Genomic DNA, 16517 nt, shown 5'->3' on the forward strand with positions numbered 1-16517 from the left:
AGCGCAGTCCCCTGTAGGAGCGAGTTTACTCGCGATGGTAGTCCAGACACCGCGGGCATCCAGGCCGCACGCGGTCTCGTTGGCGATCATCGCGGGCAAGCCCGCTCCTACAGGTCACTCTTTTTTCTTCTTCGGAATCCGCACCAACTCAGTGCCTGAATAGATGTCATGCCAGCTGCGCTTCTGCTTGTCGAACAGCGACCAGACAAATCCCAGCCCTACGCACAGCCACGATGCGATCGACACAATAAAGCGCAGCAGCGCCTGCCACAGGCTGATGGACGAGCCGTCGGCGTTCTGTACGCGGATGCACCACACCTGCATGCCCAGGGTCTGGCCGGTCATGGTCCAGAACTTGGCGAAGAAGCCGAACAATACAAAAAACAGCACTGTCGACAGCAGTGGATCGCCATCCAGCGCGCCCGCTTCTGTGAGAGTGCGCATCCGGTCTTCGCCGATGATCGCCATCTGGATCATCTTGTAGACGCCGCTGGTCACGATCAGCAGGGCGGTGCACAGCAGGAAGTCATAGAACATCGCTGCCAGGCGGCGACCCAGGGTCGCGGCGGGGAACTCGCCCTGTGGTTTGAGCTGGTGTTTGGACATGCCAGGGGTCTCAAGAAAAAAGAAGCCCATTTTACGGATTTACGCGCACAAAAAAGCCCCTGATGTCAGCATCAGGGGCTTTTTCGTTACGAGAATCAGGCTTCTGCTTGAACTTCGTCAGCCTGCATGCCTTTCTGGCCTTGCACGGCGATGAAGGTCACTTTCTGGCCTTCTTTCAGGCTCTTGAAGCCGTTGCCCTGAATAGCGCGGAAATGCACAAACAGATCCGGACCGCTTTCTGGAGTGATAAAACCAAAACCTTTCTCGTCGTTAAACCACTTGACGGTACCGCTCTGACGTTGGGACATTTCTTATTTCCTTTGACGCTAAATTAATGACAGCCTCCTTCTCATGAAAGAGTACTGGAGCTGGTTGCAGGAGAGTAAGAAGACGTCGAACGGGATGTAGCTAACTTGTAGGCTACTGCCCAGGTCACGATTCCAAGCGACCCATGCAAACACAGTGAACAAACTCTACGCCAACTATGGGAGAAAAAACAAGCCCTTGTTAGAGGCCCGTATTTGCTCGGGTTGATGACGTTAGTCGGTCCACTAGAGCATTCTTATTCGATCATGTTGTTCACTCGTTTTCGATCGTTATAAGCAACGTTCATAAACGAAGGTAATAATCGAATAATGCACTGTTTTATGGCGGTTGCGTTACACATTAGTGCACTGTTAACGCAACCGCGTTACTTATAGAAACAGTCAATCAGCCACGATAGTAGCGTTGTGGCACGAATGGCATTTTGCTTACAAGCAAAGACACCTTTTTCCCACGTACGATTGCCCAGACGGGCGTGTCGATGGCGACGTAGGCGCTATCGAGGTAACCCATGGCCAGGGGAGCGCCCAGGGTCGGGCCGAAGCCACCGCTGCACACGCGGCCGATGATGTCGCCAGCTTCGTTGACGATTTCTGCGCCTTCTCGCACGGGCGTACGCTCCTGTGGCAACAGGCCTACACGTTTGCGACTGACGCCGGATTGCTGTTGCGCAAATATTGTATCGGCGCCCGGGAAACCACCGGCACGGGCGCCATCGGCGCGACGTGGCTTGGAGATGGCCCACAACAGGCTCGCTTCGATCGGGCTGGTGTCGGTGTTCATGTCATGGCCGTAGAGGCACAGGCCTGCTTCCAGGCGTAACGAGTCGCGTGCGCCAAGGCCGATGGCTTCGACTTCCGGCTCGGCGAGCAGGGCGCGGGCCAAGGCTTCGGCGCTGGCAGCCGGCACGGAGATTTCGAAACCGTCTTCACCGGTGTAACCCGAACGGCTGACAAAGCAGTCCACGCCCAGCAGTTTCACCCGGGTGAATTGCATGAACGTCATGTTTGCCACTTCCGGCGCGAGGCGTGCGAGCACGGTGACGGCGGCCGGGCCCTGCAGTGCCAGCAATGCACGCTCTTCGAACAGCGGTTCGACGGTGCATTGCTCGCCGATATGTTTGCGCAGGTGCGCCAGGTCCTGATCCTTGCACGCGGCGTTGACCACCAGGAAGAGCTCGTCGTTACCGAGGTTGGCAACCATCAGGTCGTCGAGAATGCCGCCGGTTTCGTTGGTGAACATGGCATAACGCTGCATCCCCACCGGCAAATCGATGATGTCCACCGGCACCAGGGTTTCCAGGGCCTTGGCGGCATTGGCGCCGGTCAGGCGAATCTGACCCATGTGCGAAACATCGAACAGCCCAGCCTGATCACGAGTGTGCTGATGCTCCTTCATCACGCCCAGCGGGTACTGCACTGGCATGTCGTAGCCAGCGAACGGCACCATGCGGGCGCCGAGTTCGATGTGCAGCGCGTGCAACGGGGTTTTCAACAATTGTTCGGTGGACATATCCAGCTCCTGAAAGTCGTGCGGATGCGTGCATCAGCACTCGATAATGTTGACCGCCAAACCGCCACGGGCGGTTTCCTTGTATTTGCTTTTCATGTCGGCGCCAGTCTGGCGCATGGTGCGGATGACCTTGTCGAGCGAGACGAAATGTTGTCCGTCGCCGCGCATGGCCATGCGTACCGCGTTGATGGCCTTGACCGAACCCATGGCGTTGCGCTCGATGCAGGGCACCTGCACCAACCCGCCAATGGGGTCGCAGGTCAGGCCGAGGTTGTGTTCCATGCCGATTTCGGCGGCGTTTTCCACTTGCTGCACGGTGCCGCCGAGCACTTCGCAAAGCGCTCCGGCCGCCATCGAGCAGGCCACGCCGACTTCACCCTGGCAGCCCACCTCGGCGCCGGAGATCGAAGCGTTTTCCTTGTAGAGGATGCCGATGGCAGCCGCCGTCAGCAGGAAACGCACGACGCCGTCTTCGTTGGCACCGGGGATGAAGCGCATGTAGTAATGCAGCACCGCCGGGACGATACCCGCCGCACCATTCGTGGGGGCGGTCACGACGCGTCCGCCGTTGGCGTTTTCTTCGTTGACCGCCAGGGCGTACAGGTTGACCCAGTCCAGCACAGACAACGGATCGCGCAACGACGACTCCGGGTTCTTGCACAGTTGCCGGTGCAGCGCTGCCGCCCGGCGTTTGACCTTCAATCCGCCTTGCAGGATGCCTTCGTTGCGGCAACCCGCGTCAACGCAATCCTGCATGACCTGCCAGATTTTCAGCAGCCCGGCACGGGTTTCCGCTTCCGGGCGCCAGGCGCTCTCGTTGGTCAGCATCACCTGGCTGATCGACAGTCCATAGGTGGTGCAATGTCCCAGCAGATCCTTGGCGCTCTTGAACGGAAACGTGAGCGCGGTGGCATCTTCGACGATACGGTCGGCGCCGGCGGCGTCTTCATCGACGACAAAACCGCCGCCCACCGAGTAGTACTCACGGCTGCGGATCTGCAGGCCCGCAGCGTCGAAGGCGCGAAAAATCATGCCATTGGGGTGATACGCCAATGGTTTGCGGATCATCGCCAGGTGTTCTTTCTCGTTGAAGGCGATGGAGTGTTCGCCGAGCAGGTTCAGGCGACCGTTGCCACGAATCTCCTGGAGGCGTGCGGCAACGGTTTCGGTGTTCACGGTATCCGGGTGTTCACCTTCCAGGCCCAGCAACACGGCCTTGTCACTGCCGTGGCCCTTGCCCGTGGCGCCGAGTGAGCCGTAGAGCTCGACCTTGACACAGGTGGTGGTGGCCAGCAGATCGTCACGGCGCAAGCCTTCAGCGAAGCGGGCAGCGGCACGCATCGGGCCGACGGTGTGGGAACTGGAAGGACCGATGCCAATCTTGAACAGGTCGAACACGCTTAAAGACATGGGCGGCTCCCGTGGAGCAGTTGGAAGCGGCAAGCTTCAAGCGGCAAGCCAGAGCAATTTGCTTTTGACTTGTCGCTTCAGGCTTGCAGCTTGGGGCTCGAAGCTCTTAGCTGCTTCTGTTCAAGCGTAGCTTTCGATCGACGGGCAAGCGCACACCAGGTTGCGATCGCCGAAGACGTTGTCGACGCGACCGACCGGCGGCCAGTATTTGCCTTCGATCAGCGACGCAACCGGGTACACCGCTTGCTCGCGGCTGTACGGATGCGACCACTCGCCGACCAACTCCTGCGCCGTATGCGGGGCGTTTTTCAGCGGGTTGTCGTCCTTGTCCAGCGTGCCGTTTTCCACCGCGCGGATTTCTTCACGGATGCGGATCATGGCGTCACAGAAGCGGTCCAGTTCTTCCCTGGATTCACTTTCGGTCGGCTCGATCATCAGCGTGCCCGCCACCGGGAACGACATGGTTGGGGCGTGGAAGCCGAAGTCGATCAGGCGCTTGGCCACGTCATCGACGCTGATGCCGCTGCTGTCCTTGAGCGGGCGCAGGTCGAGGATGCATTCGTGCGCCACCAGGCCGTTGCTGCCGGTGTACAGCACCGGGTAGTGCTCTTCGAGGCGACGGGAGATGTAGTTGGCATTGAGGATGGCCAACTGCGAGGCGCGTTTGAGGCCGGCGCCGCCCATCATGCGAATGTACATCCAGGTGATCGGCAGGATACTCGCGCTGCCGAACGGCGCCGCGCAGACCGCGCCTTCCTTGCGTGCCATCTGGGCGTGGCCCGGCAGGAACGGCGCCAGGTGCGATTTCACGCCAATTGGGCCGACGCCCGGGCCGCCACCGCCGTGGGGAATGCAGAAAGTCTTGTGCAGGTTCAGGTGCGATACGTCACCGCCGAACTTGCCCGGTGCGCAGAGGCCGACCATGGCGTTCATGTTGGCGCCGTCGATATACACCTGGCCGCCGTTGTCATGAATGATGCCGCAGATTTCGCGGATGCCTTCTTCGAACACGCCGTGTGTCGACGGGTAAGTGATCATCAGCGCGGCGAGGTGTTCGCGGTGCTCGATGGCTTTGGCGCGCAAGTCTTCGATGTCGACGTTGCCGCGCGCATCGCAGGCGGTGACCACGACACGCATGCCGGCCATCTGGGCGGTGGCCGGGTTGGTGCCGTGGGCGGACGACGGGATCAGGCAGATGTCGCGGCGGTCTTCGCCACGGCTCTGATGATAGGCGCGAATCGCCAGGAGGCCGGCGTATTCACCTTGCGAACCGGCGTTGGGTTGCAGCGAGATCGAGTCGTAGCCGGTGGCGGCGCAGAGCATCGCTTCCAGCTCATCGGTCAACTGCTGATAACCGGCGCTTTGCTCGGCCGGGGCGAACGGGTGCAGGGCGCCGAACTCAGCCCAGGTCACCGGAATCATTTCGCTGGCGGCGTTGAGTTTCATGGTGCACGAACCCAACGGGATCATGGTGCGATCCAGGGCCAGGTCCTTGTCGGCGAGCTTGCGCAGGTAGCGCATCAGCTCGGTTTCCGAGTGATAACGGTTGAACACCGGGTGGCTGAGGATCGGCGACTGGCGAACCAGCGCGGCCGGGATGGTGCCCTGGACCGAGGCGGCGACAGCGGCGAAGTCAGGCAGCGACTTGTCTTCGGCCAGCAGGGCCCACAGGGTTTCAACATCGGCCTGGGTGCTGGTTTCGTCCAGGGACAGGCCCAGGCGTTCGGCATCGACCACGCGCAGGTTGATCTGTTGGGCGTGCGCCTTGTCGTGCAGCTTGGCGGTGTTCGCGCCAGTCTTGAGGGTCAGTGTGTCGAAGAAGTGTTCCTGCTCGACGCTCAAGCCCAAGGTGTTCAGGCCCTTGGCCAGAATCGCAGTCAACTGGTGAATGCGACGGGCAATCTGCGTCAGGCCTTTGGGACCGTGGTAGACGGCGTACATGCTGGCGATGTTGGCCAGCAGCACTTGTGCGGTGCAGATGTTGCTGGTGGCTTTCTCGCGACGGATGTGTTGTTCGCGGGTCTGCATGGCCAGGCGCAGGGCCGGCTTGCCGAAACGGTCCACGGAAACACCGACCAGACGGCCCGGCATGTCGCGCTTGAACGCGTCCTTGGTGGAGAAGTACGCCGCGTGCGGGCCACCGAAGCCCAGCGGTACGCCGAAGCGCTGGGCGCTGCCAATGGCCACGTCGGCGCCGAATTCGCCCGGCGGGGTCAGTACGGTCAGGGCGAGCAGATCAGCCGCCACCGCAACCAGAGCATTGGCGGCGTGGAAGCGCTCGGTCAGTTCGCGGTAGTCGAACACATCACCGTTGCTTGCCGGGTATTGCAGCAGCGCGCCAAAGAAGGGCGTCACATCACTCAGTTCACGCTCATCGCCCACCACGACGTCGATGCCCAGTGGCTCGGCACGGGTGCGCAGCACGTCGAGGGTTTGCGGGTGGCAATGGGCAGAGGCGAAGAATTTGTGGCTGCCCTTGTTCTTGCTCAGGCGCTTGCAGAAGGTCATGGCTTCGGCAGCCGCGGTGGCTTCGTCGAGCAAGGAAGCGTTGGCGATCGGCAGGCCGGTCAGGTCGCTGATCAGGGTCTGGAAGTTCAGCAGTGCTTCGAGACGGCCCTGGGAAATTTCCGGCTGATACGGGGTGTAGGCGGTGTACCAAGCCGGGTTTTCCAGCAGGTTGCGCAGGATCGGTGCCGGTGTATGGGTGCCGTAGTAACCCTGGCCGATATAGGTCTTGAACAGTTGGTTTTTGCCAGCGATGCCCTTGATCATCGCCAGGGCGTCGGCTTCGCTGAGGCCATCATCCATGCCGAGCACGCTGGTGCCTTTGATGCTTTCCGGGATCACGCTGGCGCTCAGGGCTTCGAGCGAGTCGAAACCGAGGCTGTTGAGCATGGCCTGCTCGTCGCCGGAACGTGGACCGATATGGCGGGCGATGAATTCGTTGGCGGTGCTGAGGTTTACTTGAGTCATGTGCGGGCTCCTCAGGCTTCGGCGTTGGCTTTGATCAGACGGTCATAGGCGTCCTGATCCAGCAGTTTGTCGACAGCCGCAGCGTCGGCGGGCTGGAAGCGGAAGAACCAGCCTTCGCCCAGCGGATCTTCGTTGACCAGTTCCGGGCTGCTTTCCAGCGCCGGGTTGACTTCCAGCACTTCGCCGTCGAGTGGCATGTACACGCCGCTGGCGGCTTTCACCGATTCGACGGTGGCGGCTTCGGCGCCTTTTTCATAGGCCTGCAGCTCGGGCAGTTGTACGAAAACCACGTCGCCCAAGGCGTTCTGGGCGAAAGCCGTGATACCGACGGTGACGCTGCCATCCGCTTCGGCACGCAGCCATTCGTGATCTTCAGTAAAACGCAACTCGCTCATGGAAACTCCTAGGGGCCAGACTCGTCTGGTGGACGCGATGGAAAGGCTTCGGGCTAAAGCCCTGCTTTTAATAAGGGTGATACTTAGCAAGAACGCGGCCAATGTTGTTTTTTCTATTAAAAACAGCAAGTTACCTATAGATCTGGTGCACGGGGGGTGTCGGTGTGTAGCGAAATCGCTACAGGCAGGCGTGTAGAAAAAAGCCGAGGGGGATCAAAGCCTTGCACGGCGCTGATCAGGGAGGTGTGTAGCGATATCGTTCCGCTGTAGCGCTTTCAGTACAGTGGAGGTCGTTTTTAGTATGGGTATGAGGATTTACTCGGCCATTGTGGGAGCGGGCTTGCTCGCGAAGACGGTGTGTCAGGCAATTTTTTTATACCTGACAAACAGCAATCGCGGGCAAGCCCGCTCCTACAGTGGCCGGTGTATGCCTTCAAGCTTTATTGGGAATCCCATACTTGCGCAGCCGATGCGCAATGGCCGTGTGGGAGGTTTGCAAGCGGCTGGCGAGTTGGCGGGTGGAGGGGTAGCTGACGTAGAGTTTTTCCAGCAGGGACTTTTCGAATTCTTCCATGGCCTGCTCCAGGCTTTCGACGTCGCTGTCGCTCTGGCGGGCCACGGATGTGCCGGCGATGTCGAGGTCGCCGATGTCCACCAGGCTGCTTTCGCAGATCGCGGCGGCGCGGAAGATCACGTTCTGCAATTGCCGCACATTGCCCGGCCAGCGATTACCCAGCAGCGCGGGGTAGGTGCCCGGCGCCAGACGGCACACCGGGCGCTGGATCTGGGCGCAAGCCTGCTGCATGAAGTAACGGGCCAGCAGCAGAATGTCCTGGCCACGCTCGCGCAACGGCGGGACTTCGACATTCAGCACATTGAGGCGGTAGAACAGGTCTTCGCGGAAGGTGCCTTCGGCAACCATCTTTTCCAGGTCGCGGTGGGTGGCGCTGAGAATGCGCACATTGACCTTGACCTCGCGATCGCCACCGACCCGGCGGAAGCTGCCGTCATTGAGAAAACGCAGCAGTTTGGCCTGCAAGTACGGCGACATCTCGCCGATCTCATCGAGAAACACCGTGCCCTGGTTCGCCAGTTCCATCAACCCCGGTTTGCCGCCGCGTTGCGCGCCGGTAAAGGCACCGGGGGCATAGCCGAACAGCTCGCTTTCGGCGAGGTTCTCCGGCAATGCCGCGCAGTTCAATGCGAGGAAAGGCGCACTGTACCGGGCGCTGATCGCGTGACAGGCGCGCGCCACCAGTTCCTTGCCGGTGCCGGTTTCGCCCTGGATCAACAACGGCGCGTCAAGCGCCGCCACCCGTTGGGCGCGAGCCTTGAGTGTGCGAATCGCCGGGGATTCGCCAATCAGTGCATCGAACCCTTCGGCATGATCGTGGTGCAGCGCGGAAAGCTGTTCGCCGATGCGGTTCGGCGGGTAGAGCGTCAACAGGGCGCCGGCGTCGGTGATCGGCGTGGCGTCCAGCAACAACGTCTGGCCGTTGAGCGTGATCTCGCGCAGGGGCAGGCGAAAGCCTTGCTCCAGCAGCGTGTCGAGCAGCGCGGGATCGGCAAACAGCTCGGCCACGCTTAGCCCGGCTGGCTCACGGCCGTACAGGGCGATCAGCGCAGGGTTGGCCAGCAGTACCTTGCCGGCACTGTCCAACGCCAGCACCGGATCGGTCATCGCGGCCAGCAAGGCATCGAGTTGCAAGTGGCGTCGCTGACCGGGGAGGATGTCGACCACCGTCATTGCCTGCACGCCACGCACGCTGAGCAGCGCGTCACGCAGTTCTTCGAGCACCTCTGGACTCAGGGTCGGGGCGTCGATGTAGACGTTGGGTGGGACCATTTCCACCGCATCCAGGTTGAGATTGCGCCCACCGAGCAGAGCCAGGACTTCCTGGGTGATGCCGACGCGGTCGATGAAACTGACGTGGATACGCATGGGGCGCTACTGGATTCTGCAATGCGAAGGGTGGCAAGTATGCCTTGGGGCGGGGGATTGGTGAAATGTTGTCGAGTTTCAGAGAGAGCCCCCCTGTAGGAGCGAGCATGCTCGCGATGGACTCAGGAACGACGCTGGTTAATGACAGCCAGCGTCATCGTTGACGACCATCGCGAGCATGCTCGCTCCTACAGGGGGACCAAAGTCGTTTTGAGGGGTTACTCCAGATGCTCGGGTTTCACCGGGTCTCCGGATTTCATGTTCAGTTGCAGCCGAACATCTTCGAACATCTGGTCGTAGTGCTTGTGGATCGAGCCGATATTGCTGTGGGTCTTTGGAATTCCATACTTCTCGGCAATTTTCGTCACGTTGCTGGCAAAGTTGTAAGCCTGGTCCTTGGGCAGAAAAAACGATTCCTTCATGTCCTTGCCCTGCATGCTGCCATGCAAAGTGAACGTCATTCCCTTGCCTTCCTTCGGGTGCTGCGTGACTTCATAGTCAATGTGCAGGTTGTAGCTGACATCATCACGCGTCAGCGCATGACGCTCGATGTGCAGATGACCCGGCTCGAACTTCGCCATTGTCGGTTCCCCTTATATGTAAGTTATCCCGGGCTTCGCCGTGCTGATGCGCGTGCCGGCCGTGCCCTTGACGATTTCTTCGATGTCCGCCAGTGAACCGATCACCGCCGTTTTCCCAGTATGGCGCGCAAACTCGCAGGCTGCCTGAACCTTTGGTCCCATGGAGCCGGCGGCGAAGCCCAGTTTTTCCATTTCGTCCGGATGAGCGTAGCTGATGGATTTCTGGGTGGGTTTGCCGAAGTCGATGTAGGCCGCGTTGACATCCGTGGCGATCACCAACAGATCACTTTCCAGCTGTTCGGCCAGCAGCGCCGAGCACAGGTCCTTGTCGATCACCGCTTCCACGCCCTGCAGCTTGCTATTGGGGCCGTACATGGTCGGGATGCCGCCGCCGCCGGCGCAGATGACGATGCTGCCTTTTTCCAGCAGCCACTTGATCGGGCGGATTTCAAAGATGCGCTTAGGCCTGGGGCTGGCCACCACACGGCGGAACTTGTCGCCATCCGGGGCAATTGCCCAGCCTTTTTCGGCCGCTAGTTTTTCTGCCTCGGCCTTGGCGTACACCGGGCCGATGGGTTTGGTCGGGTTCTGGAAGGCCGGGTCGTCGGCGTCGACTTCGACCTGGGTCAGCAAGGTGGCGAAGGGCACTTCGAAGTCCAGCAGGTTGCCCAGTTCCTGTTCGATGATGTAGCCGATCATGCCTTCGGTCTCGGCGCCGAGCACGTCCAGCGGATACGGTGAGACCGAGGTGTAGGCGGCCGCCTGCAGCGACAGCAGGCCGACCTGAGGGCCGTTGCCGTGGGCGATGACCAGTTGATTGCCAGGGTGGATCTTGGCGATCTGCTCGGTGGCGATGCGGATGTTGGCACGCTGGTTGTCAGCGGTCATGGGCTCACCGCGGCGGAGCAGGGCGTTACCGCCCAGAGCTACGACGATACGCATAATGCAGTCCTTCTAAACAAAGAAATATGCGGCCTACCCCACCCCTTGTAGGAGCGGGCTTGCCCGCGATGGCATCGCTGCGGTGCCTCAGATGTACCGAGGTGCTGCCATCGCCGGCAAGCCAGCTCCTACAGGGGCCGGGTGAGTCCTTAGAGGTCAGCCAGGGTCGACACCAGAATCGCCTTGATCGTGTGCATGCGGTTTTCCGCTTGCTCGAAGGCGATGCAGGCCGGGGACTCGAAGACGTCATCGGTGACTTCGATACCGTTTTTGAGGTTCGGGTACTGCTCGGCAATCTGCTTGCCGACCTTGGTGTCGCTGTTGTGGAACGCCGGCAGGCAGTGCATGAACTTGGTGCGTGGGTTGCCGGTGGCTTTCATCAGGTCGGCGTTGACCTGGTAAGGCAGCAGTTGCTGGATACGCTCGGCCCAGGCTTCGACGGGCTCGCCCATCGACACCCAGACATCGGTATGGATGAAGTCCACTCCCTTGACCGCTGCTTTCGGGTCTTCGGTCAGGGTGATGCGCGCACCACTTTCTTCGGCGTACTTGTGGCAGCGCTCCACCAGGTCGTCATGGGGCCACAGGGCCTTGGGCGCGCAGATGCGCACGTCCATGCCGAGTTTGGCGCCAATCAGCAGCAGCGAGTTGCCCATGTTGTTTCGGGCGTCGCCCAGGTAGGCGTAGCTGATCTCGTGGATCGGCTTGTCGGCGTGCTCACGCATGGTCAGAACGTCGGCGATCATTTGCGTCGGGTGGTATTCGTCGGTCAGGCCGTTGAACACCGGTACCCCGGCGAACTTCGCCAGTTCCTCGACGATTTCCTGCTTGAAACCACGGTACTCGATGGCGTCATACATGCGCCCGAGCACGCGGGCGGTGTCCTTCATGCTTTCCTTGTGGCCGATTTGCGAAGAGTTGGGGTCGATGTAGGTGACGTTGGCACCCTGGTCATAGGCCGCGACTTCGAACGCGCAACGTGTGCGGGTCGAGGTTTTCTCGAAGATCAGCGCAATGTTGTTGCCCTTCAGGTGCTGCTGTTCGGTGCCGGTGTACTTGGCGCGCTTGAGGTCGCGGGACAGGTCGAGCAGGTAGCGCAATTCGCGGGGCGTGTGGTGTTCCAGGCTCAGCAGATTGCGGTTATGGATATTGAAAGCCATGGTGAGTCTCCCAGAAATTAGTAGTCGATCGGGTCACGGACGATTGGGCAGGTCATGCAGTGGCCACCGCCACGTCCACGGCCGAGTTCGCCGGCGCTGATGGTGATGACTTCCACCCCGGCCTTGCGCAGCAGGGTGTTGGTGTAGGTGTTGCGGTCGTAGCCGATCACCACGCCGGGCTCCACGGCGACCACGTTGTTGCCGTCGTCCCACTGTTCGCGTTCGGCGGCGAAGCTGTTGCCGCCGGTTTCCACGACACGAAGTGCTTTGAGATTGAGGGCTTTGGCCACCGTGTCGAGGAAGCTGGTTTCTTCACGACGGATATCGATGCTGCCGGGTTTGCTGTCATCAGGGCGCAAGGTGAAGGCGACGATCTGTTTCACCACTTCGGGGAAGATCGTCACCAGGTCGCGGTCGCAGAAGCTGAACACGGTGTCCAGGTGCATCGCCGCGCGGGACTTGGGCAGCCCGGCCACGATGACTTTTTCCACGGCCTTGTTTTTGAACAGGTTCAGTGCCAGTTGGCCAATGGCCTGGCGTGAGGAGCGTTCGCCCATGCCGATCAGGACGACGCCGTTGCCAATGGGCATCACGTCGCCGCCTTCGAGGGTAGAGCTGCCGTGGTCCTTATCCGGGTCGCCGTACCAGATTTCGAAGTCGGCGTTGGTGAACTGCGGGTGAAATTTGTAGATGGCGGTGGTCAGCAGGGTCTCCTGGCGTCGCGCTGGCCAGTACATCGGGTTCAGGGTCACGCCGCCGTAGATCCAGCACGTGGTGTCGCGGGTGAACTGGGTGTTGGGCAGCGGTGGCAGGATGAAGCTGGAGTGGCCGAGGAAGTCGCGGAACATCTGGATGGTCTTGCCACCGAAGGTGTCCGGCAAGTCATCGGCAGACACGCCGCCAATGAGGAATTCAGCGACCTTGCGCGGCTCCAGGCTTTGCAACCACGATTTGACTTCATTGATCAGGCCCAGGCCCACCGAGTCGGCCGTCACCTTGCGCTGCAGAATCCACTCCAGCGCTTCGGGCATGGCGACGATGTCGGTCAGCAGGTTGTGCATTTCCAGCACGTCTATCCCGCGTTCGCGCATCTTGGTAACGAAGTCGAAGTGGTCGCGCTTGGCTTGGGCTACCCACAGCACATCATCGAAAAGCAGTTCATCGCAGTTGTTCGGGGTCAGCCGCTGGTGGGCCAGGCCTGGGGAGCAAACCATGACTTTGCGCAGTTTCCCGGCTTCGGAATGCACGCCGTACTTAACTTTTTCCGTGGTCATTTCAGTGATCCTCCAGATGACAGAACAATCGTTACAGAGTCAGGAAGCCGTCATACAGCCCGTAAGCCGCCACCAGGGCGCCCACGACAACCGCAGCGAAAATCAGCTTCTCGACGTTGGTGAAAACCGGTTTGTTGAGTTCAAGCTTCGCCTTGGCGAACAGAATCGCGCCGGGCGCGTAGAGCAGGGCTGACAACAGCAGGTATTTGACCCCGCCGGCATAGATCAGCCAGACCGCATAGAGCAGCGCGACCGCTCCGATGAACAGGTCCTTGGAACGATCACGAGCGTCGTTCTCGTAGCTTTCGCCGCGCACCGCCAGCAACAGTGCATAAGCCGCCGACCAGAGGTAAGGCACCAGGATCATTGAGGTGGCGAGGTAGATCAGCGACAGGTAGGTACTGGCCGAAAACAGGGTGATGATCAGGAACAGCTGGACCATGGCGTTGGTCAGCCACAAGGCGTTTACCGGCACGTGGTTGGCGTTTTCCTTGCGCAGGAACTCCGGCATGGTGTGGTCTTTCGCGGCTGCGTACATGATCTCCGCACACAACAGCACCCACGACAGCAGCGCCCCCAGCAACGAGATGATCAGGCCGACGCTGATCAGCACCGCGCCCCAATGCCCGACCACGTGCTCCAACACCGCCGCCATCGATGGGTTTTGCAGTTTGGCCAGTTCCGGTTGGGTCATGATGCCCAGAGACAGTACGTTCACCAGCACCAGGAACAGCAGCACGGTGATAAAACCGATGACGGTGGCTTTACCGACGTCACTGCGTTTTTCCGCGCGGGCCGAGAAAATACTTGCGCCTTCAATGCCAATGAATACCCAGACGGTGACCAGCATCATGTTGCGCACCTGGTTCATCACACTGCCCAGGTCCGGATTTTTCACGCCCCAGATGTCAGCGGTGAAGATGTCCAGCTTGAAGGCGAAAATCGCGATCAGGACAAACAGCAGCAACGGCACAACCTTGGCGACGGTGGTCACCAGGTTGATGAACGCCGCTTCCTTGATCCCGCGCAGGACCAGAAAGTGCACGGCCCACAGCAGTACGGAAGCGCCAATCACTGCCGCGACCGTGTTGCCCTCGCCGAATATCGGGAAGAAATACCCCAGGGTGCTGAACAACAGCACGAAGTAGCCGACGTTGCCCAGCCAGGCACTGATCCAGTACCCCCAGGCCGAGGAGAAACCCATGTAATCGCCGAACCCAGCCTTGGCGTAGGCGTAGACCCCGCCATCCAGATCGGGTTTTCGATTGGCGAGCGTCTGAAACACGAAGGCGAGGGTCAGCATCCCGACGGCAGTGATCGCCCAACCAATCAATACGGCGCCGACGTCGGCACTGGCTGCCATGTTCTGCGGCAGGGAAAAGATACCGCCGCCAATCATCGAGCCAACCACCAAAGCAACAAGTGCACCAAGTTTTAGTTTTCCGGGGGCTTCAGACATTGCATGACTCCAGTGCAGGAGAAGAGAGACAACAGACTAATTCTGTTAGCAATTCAATCGGCTGACATAGATCAGTGCATGGGTGCATTCCATTGTTTATGAAGCATTTATGGATCCTTCCAAGGCATGAGGATATCGCCGTAAACGCCCTGTCCAGAGGCCTCGGTCAGATAAAATAGAAATAAGCACTATTGCTGTGAACTTTTACGCTAGTTTGTTTTCGGCGTTACGCAAATTTTTCCGCTTGGTTTTTGGTGTGGAATCTTTTCGTGTGGAGAGACACACGCATTCGCACTTTGAAAAGGTGCGTATAGAATTATTGGCTATAAACAACATTGGCACTTTGGCGTTATTCAATAAACGTACTTACGCTGTAATAATTAATTGAAACCCACCGTGTAACGGTTAACGGGCGTGGTTATATCGCGGTCCGGTCGGAAAAATGGAGACGCAGGCATGACGCAACCGACGCAAAAGCTTCGCCTGAGTGCGCTGATCGCGCTGGTGGTGGGGTCGATGATTGGTGGGGGGATTTTTTCCCTGCCGCAGAACATGGCGGCGAGGGCCGATGTCGGAGCGATCCTGATCGGTTGGGCGATCACCGCCGTGGGCATGCTGACCCTCGCCTTCGTGTTCCAGACGCTGGCCAATCGCAAGCCCGAACTGGATTCCGGGGTCTACGCCTACGCCAAGGCCGGCTTCGGCGATTACATGGGGTTCTCATCGGCGTGGGGTTACTGGATCAGCGCCTGGCTGGGCAATGTCGGCTATTTCGTCCTGCTGTTCAGCACGCTGGGTTACTTCTTCCCGGTATTTGGCCAGGGCAATACGCCCATTGCCATCGGCTGCGCCTCGGCGTTGCTGTGGGCTGTGCATTTTTTGGTGATGCGCGGGATCAAGGAGGCGACCTTCATCAATCAAGTCACCACCGTAGCGAAGATCGTGCCGCTGATCATGTTCATCGTCATCGCTGCGATCGCTTTCAACGCCGATATTTTCACGGGTGACATCTGGGGCCGTAGCAACCCGGATCTCGGCGGCGTGATGGAGCAGGTGCGCAACATGATGCTGGTCACGGTGTTCGTGTTCATCGGCATCGAAGGCGCGAGCGTGTATTCGGCGCGGGCGGAAAAACGCTCGGACGTCGGGCGGGCCACTGTGATCGGCTTTCTGGGCGTGCTGGCGTTGCTGGTGCTGGTGAATGTGCTGTCGCTGGGCATCATGAAGCAGCCGGAGCTGGCCAACCTGCAAAACCCGTCCCTGGCGGCGGTGCTGGAACACATCGTCGGGCCCTGGGGAGCGTTGTTGATCAGTATTGGGCTGGCGATTTCCCTGCTCGGTGCGCTGCTGTCATGGGCGCTGCTGTGCGCCGAAATCCTCTTCGCCACCGCCAAGGACAAGACCATGCCGGCGTTCCTGAAAAAGGAAAACGCCAACCATGTGCCGGTCAATGCGTTGTGGCTGACCAACGTGATGATCCAGATATTCCTGCTGGTCACGCTGTTCTCTGCCGGCACCTACACCAGTCTGATCTACCTTGCGTCCTCGATGATCCTGGTGCCATACCTATGGTCGGCAGCGTATGCGGTGTTGTTGAGCGGGCGTGGCGAAACCTACGAGCACGCCTCGGCGGAGCGGACCAAGGACTTGATGATCGGCGGTATTGCCTTGGGTTACGCGGTGTGGCTGTTGTACGCCGGCGGGGTGAAATACCTGCTCCTGTCGGCGCTGTTATACGCGCCGGGGGTCATCCTGTTTGCCAAGGCCAAACATGAGCAGGGCGAGCCGTTGTTCACCCCCATTGAAAAAGGCATTTTCACCGGCGTGGTCATCGGCGCCGGCTTGGCGGCTTACGGTTTGTACAGCGGCTTGCTGAGCCTGTAAGGCTGAGGCCTCGGAGAGGGTATGCGGTGCAGGTGTTGTGACGTTTGGTGGGGCG

The 16517-nt window shown here is 60.0% G+C and carries 13 protein-coding genes; 1 reads left to right on the forward strand and 12 read right to left on the reverse strand.

Features of this window, described 5'->3' with window-relative positions; all coding sequences use genetic code 11:
- Positions 1-114: 114 nt before the first annotated feature.
- From AB4O36_RS02965 to arcD (AB4O36_RS03020), 12 genes are all read right to left on the reverse strand, one after another.
- Entirely contained in the window at positions 115-606 is a 492-nt protein-coding gene (locus AB4O36_RS02965; protein ID WP_460141025.1) for an RDD family protein, read from the reverse strand.
- Between the two features lie 95 nt (positions 607-701).
- Positions 702-914 (reverse strand): cold-shock protein, encoded by a 213-nt coding sequence (locus tag AB4O36_RS02970; protein WP_007977299.1) that lies wholly within the window; start codon positions 912-914, stop codon positions 702-704.
- A gap of 403 nt (positions 915-1317) precedes the next feature.
- Positions 1318-2442 carry a glycine cleavage system aminomethyltransferase GcvT gene (gene gcvT / locus AB4O36_RS02975; protein ID WP_460121553.1) on the reverse strand — a complete coding sequence of 375 codons (1125 nt, stop codon included), beginning with the start codon at positions 2440-2442 and terminating at the stop codon, positions 1318-1320.
- A gap of 33 nt (positions 2443-2475) precedes the next feature.
- Entirely contained in the window at positions 2476-3852 is a 1377-nt protein-coding gene (locus AB4O36_RS02980) for an L-serine ammonia-lyase (protein ID WP_460121554.1), read from the reverse strand.
- 120 nt (positions 3853-3972) lie between these two features.
- Positions 3973-6825, reverse strand: coding sequence for an aminomethyl-transferring glycine dehydrogenase (gcvP, locus tag AB4O36_RS02985; RefSeq protein ID WP_460141026.1), 2853 nt, complete (start codon positions 6823-6825; stop codon positions 3973-3975).
- Between the two features lie 11 nt (positions 6826-6836).
- Complete coding sequence (gene gcvH, locus AB4O36_RS02990) at positions 6837-7220, reverse strand: glycine cleavage system protein GcvH (protein ID WP_460121558.1); 384 nt, start codon at positions 7218-7220, stop codon at positions 6837-6839.
- Positions 7221-7653: 433 nt separating this feature from the next.
- Positions 7654-9162, reverse strand: a complete 1509-nt coding sequence (locus tag AB4O36_RS02995) for a sigma-54-dependent transcriptional regulator (RefSeq protein ID WP_460121559.1) — start codon at positions 9160-9162, stop codon at positions 7654-7656.
- Positions 9163-9380: 218 nt separating this feature from the next.
- Entirely contained in the window at positions 9381-9743 is a 363-nt protein-coding gene (locus AB4O36_RS03000) for a DUF5064 family protein (protein ID WP_460121561.1), read from the reverse strand.
- A gap of 12 nt (positions 9744-9755) precedes the next feature.
- Positions 9756-10685 carry a carbamate kinase gene (gene arcC / locus AB4O36_RS03005; RefSeq protein ID WP_460121563.1) on the reverse strand — a complete coding sequence of 310 codons (930 nt, stop codon included), beginning with the start codon at positions 10683-10685 and terminating at the stop codon, positions 9756-9758.
- 149 nt (positions 10686-10834) lie between these two features.
- Positions 10835-11845, reverse strand: a complete 1011-nt coding sequence (locus AB4O36_RS03010) for an ornithine carbamoyltransferase (protein WP_460121565.1) — start codon at positions 11843-11845, stop codon at positions 10835-10837.
- 17 nt (positions 11846-11862) lie between these two features.
- Positions 11863-13119 carry an arginine deiminase gene (arcA, locus tag AB4O36_RS03015; protein WP_460121567.1) on the reverse strand — a complete coding sequence of 419 codons (1257 nt, stop codon included), beginning with the start codon at positions 13117-13119 and terminating at the stop codon, positions 11863-11865.
- A gap of 31 nt (positions 13120-13150) precedes the next feature.
- Positions 13151-14578 (reverse strand): arginine-ornithine antiporter, encoded by a 1428-nt coding sequence (gene arcD / locus AB4O36_RS03020; protein ID WP_460121569.1) that lies wholly within the window; start codon positions 14576-14578, stop codon positions 13151-13153.
- Between the two features lie 456 nt (positions 14579-15034).
- On the opposite strand from arcD (AB4O36_RS03020), the gene arcD (AB4O36_RS03025) reads away from it, so the two are divergent.
- Entirely contained in the window at positions 15035-16462 is a 1428-nt protein-coding gene (gene arcD, locus AB4O36_RS03025; RefSeq protein WP_460121571.1) for an arginine-ornithine antiporter, read from the forward strand.
- Positions 16463-16517 lie beyond the last annotated feature (55 nt).

This window comes from Pseudomonas sp. S2_E01 (assembly GCF_054668365.1).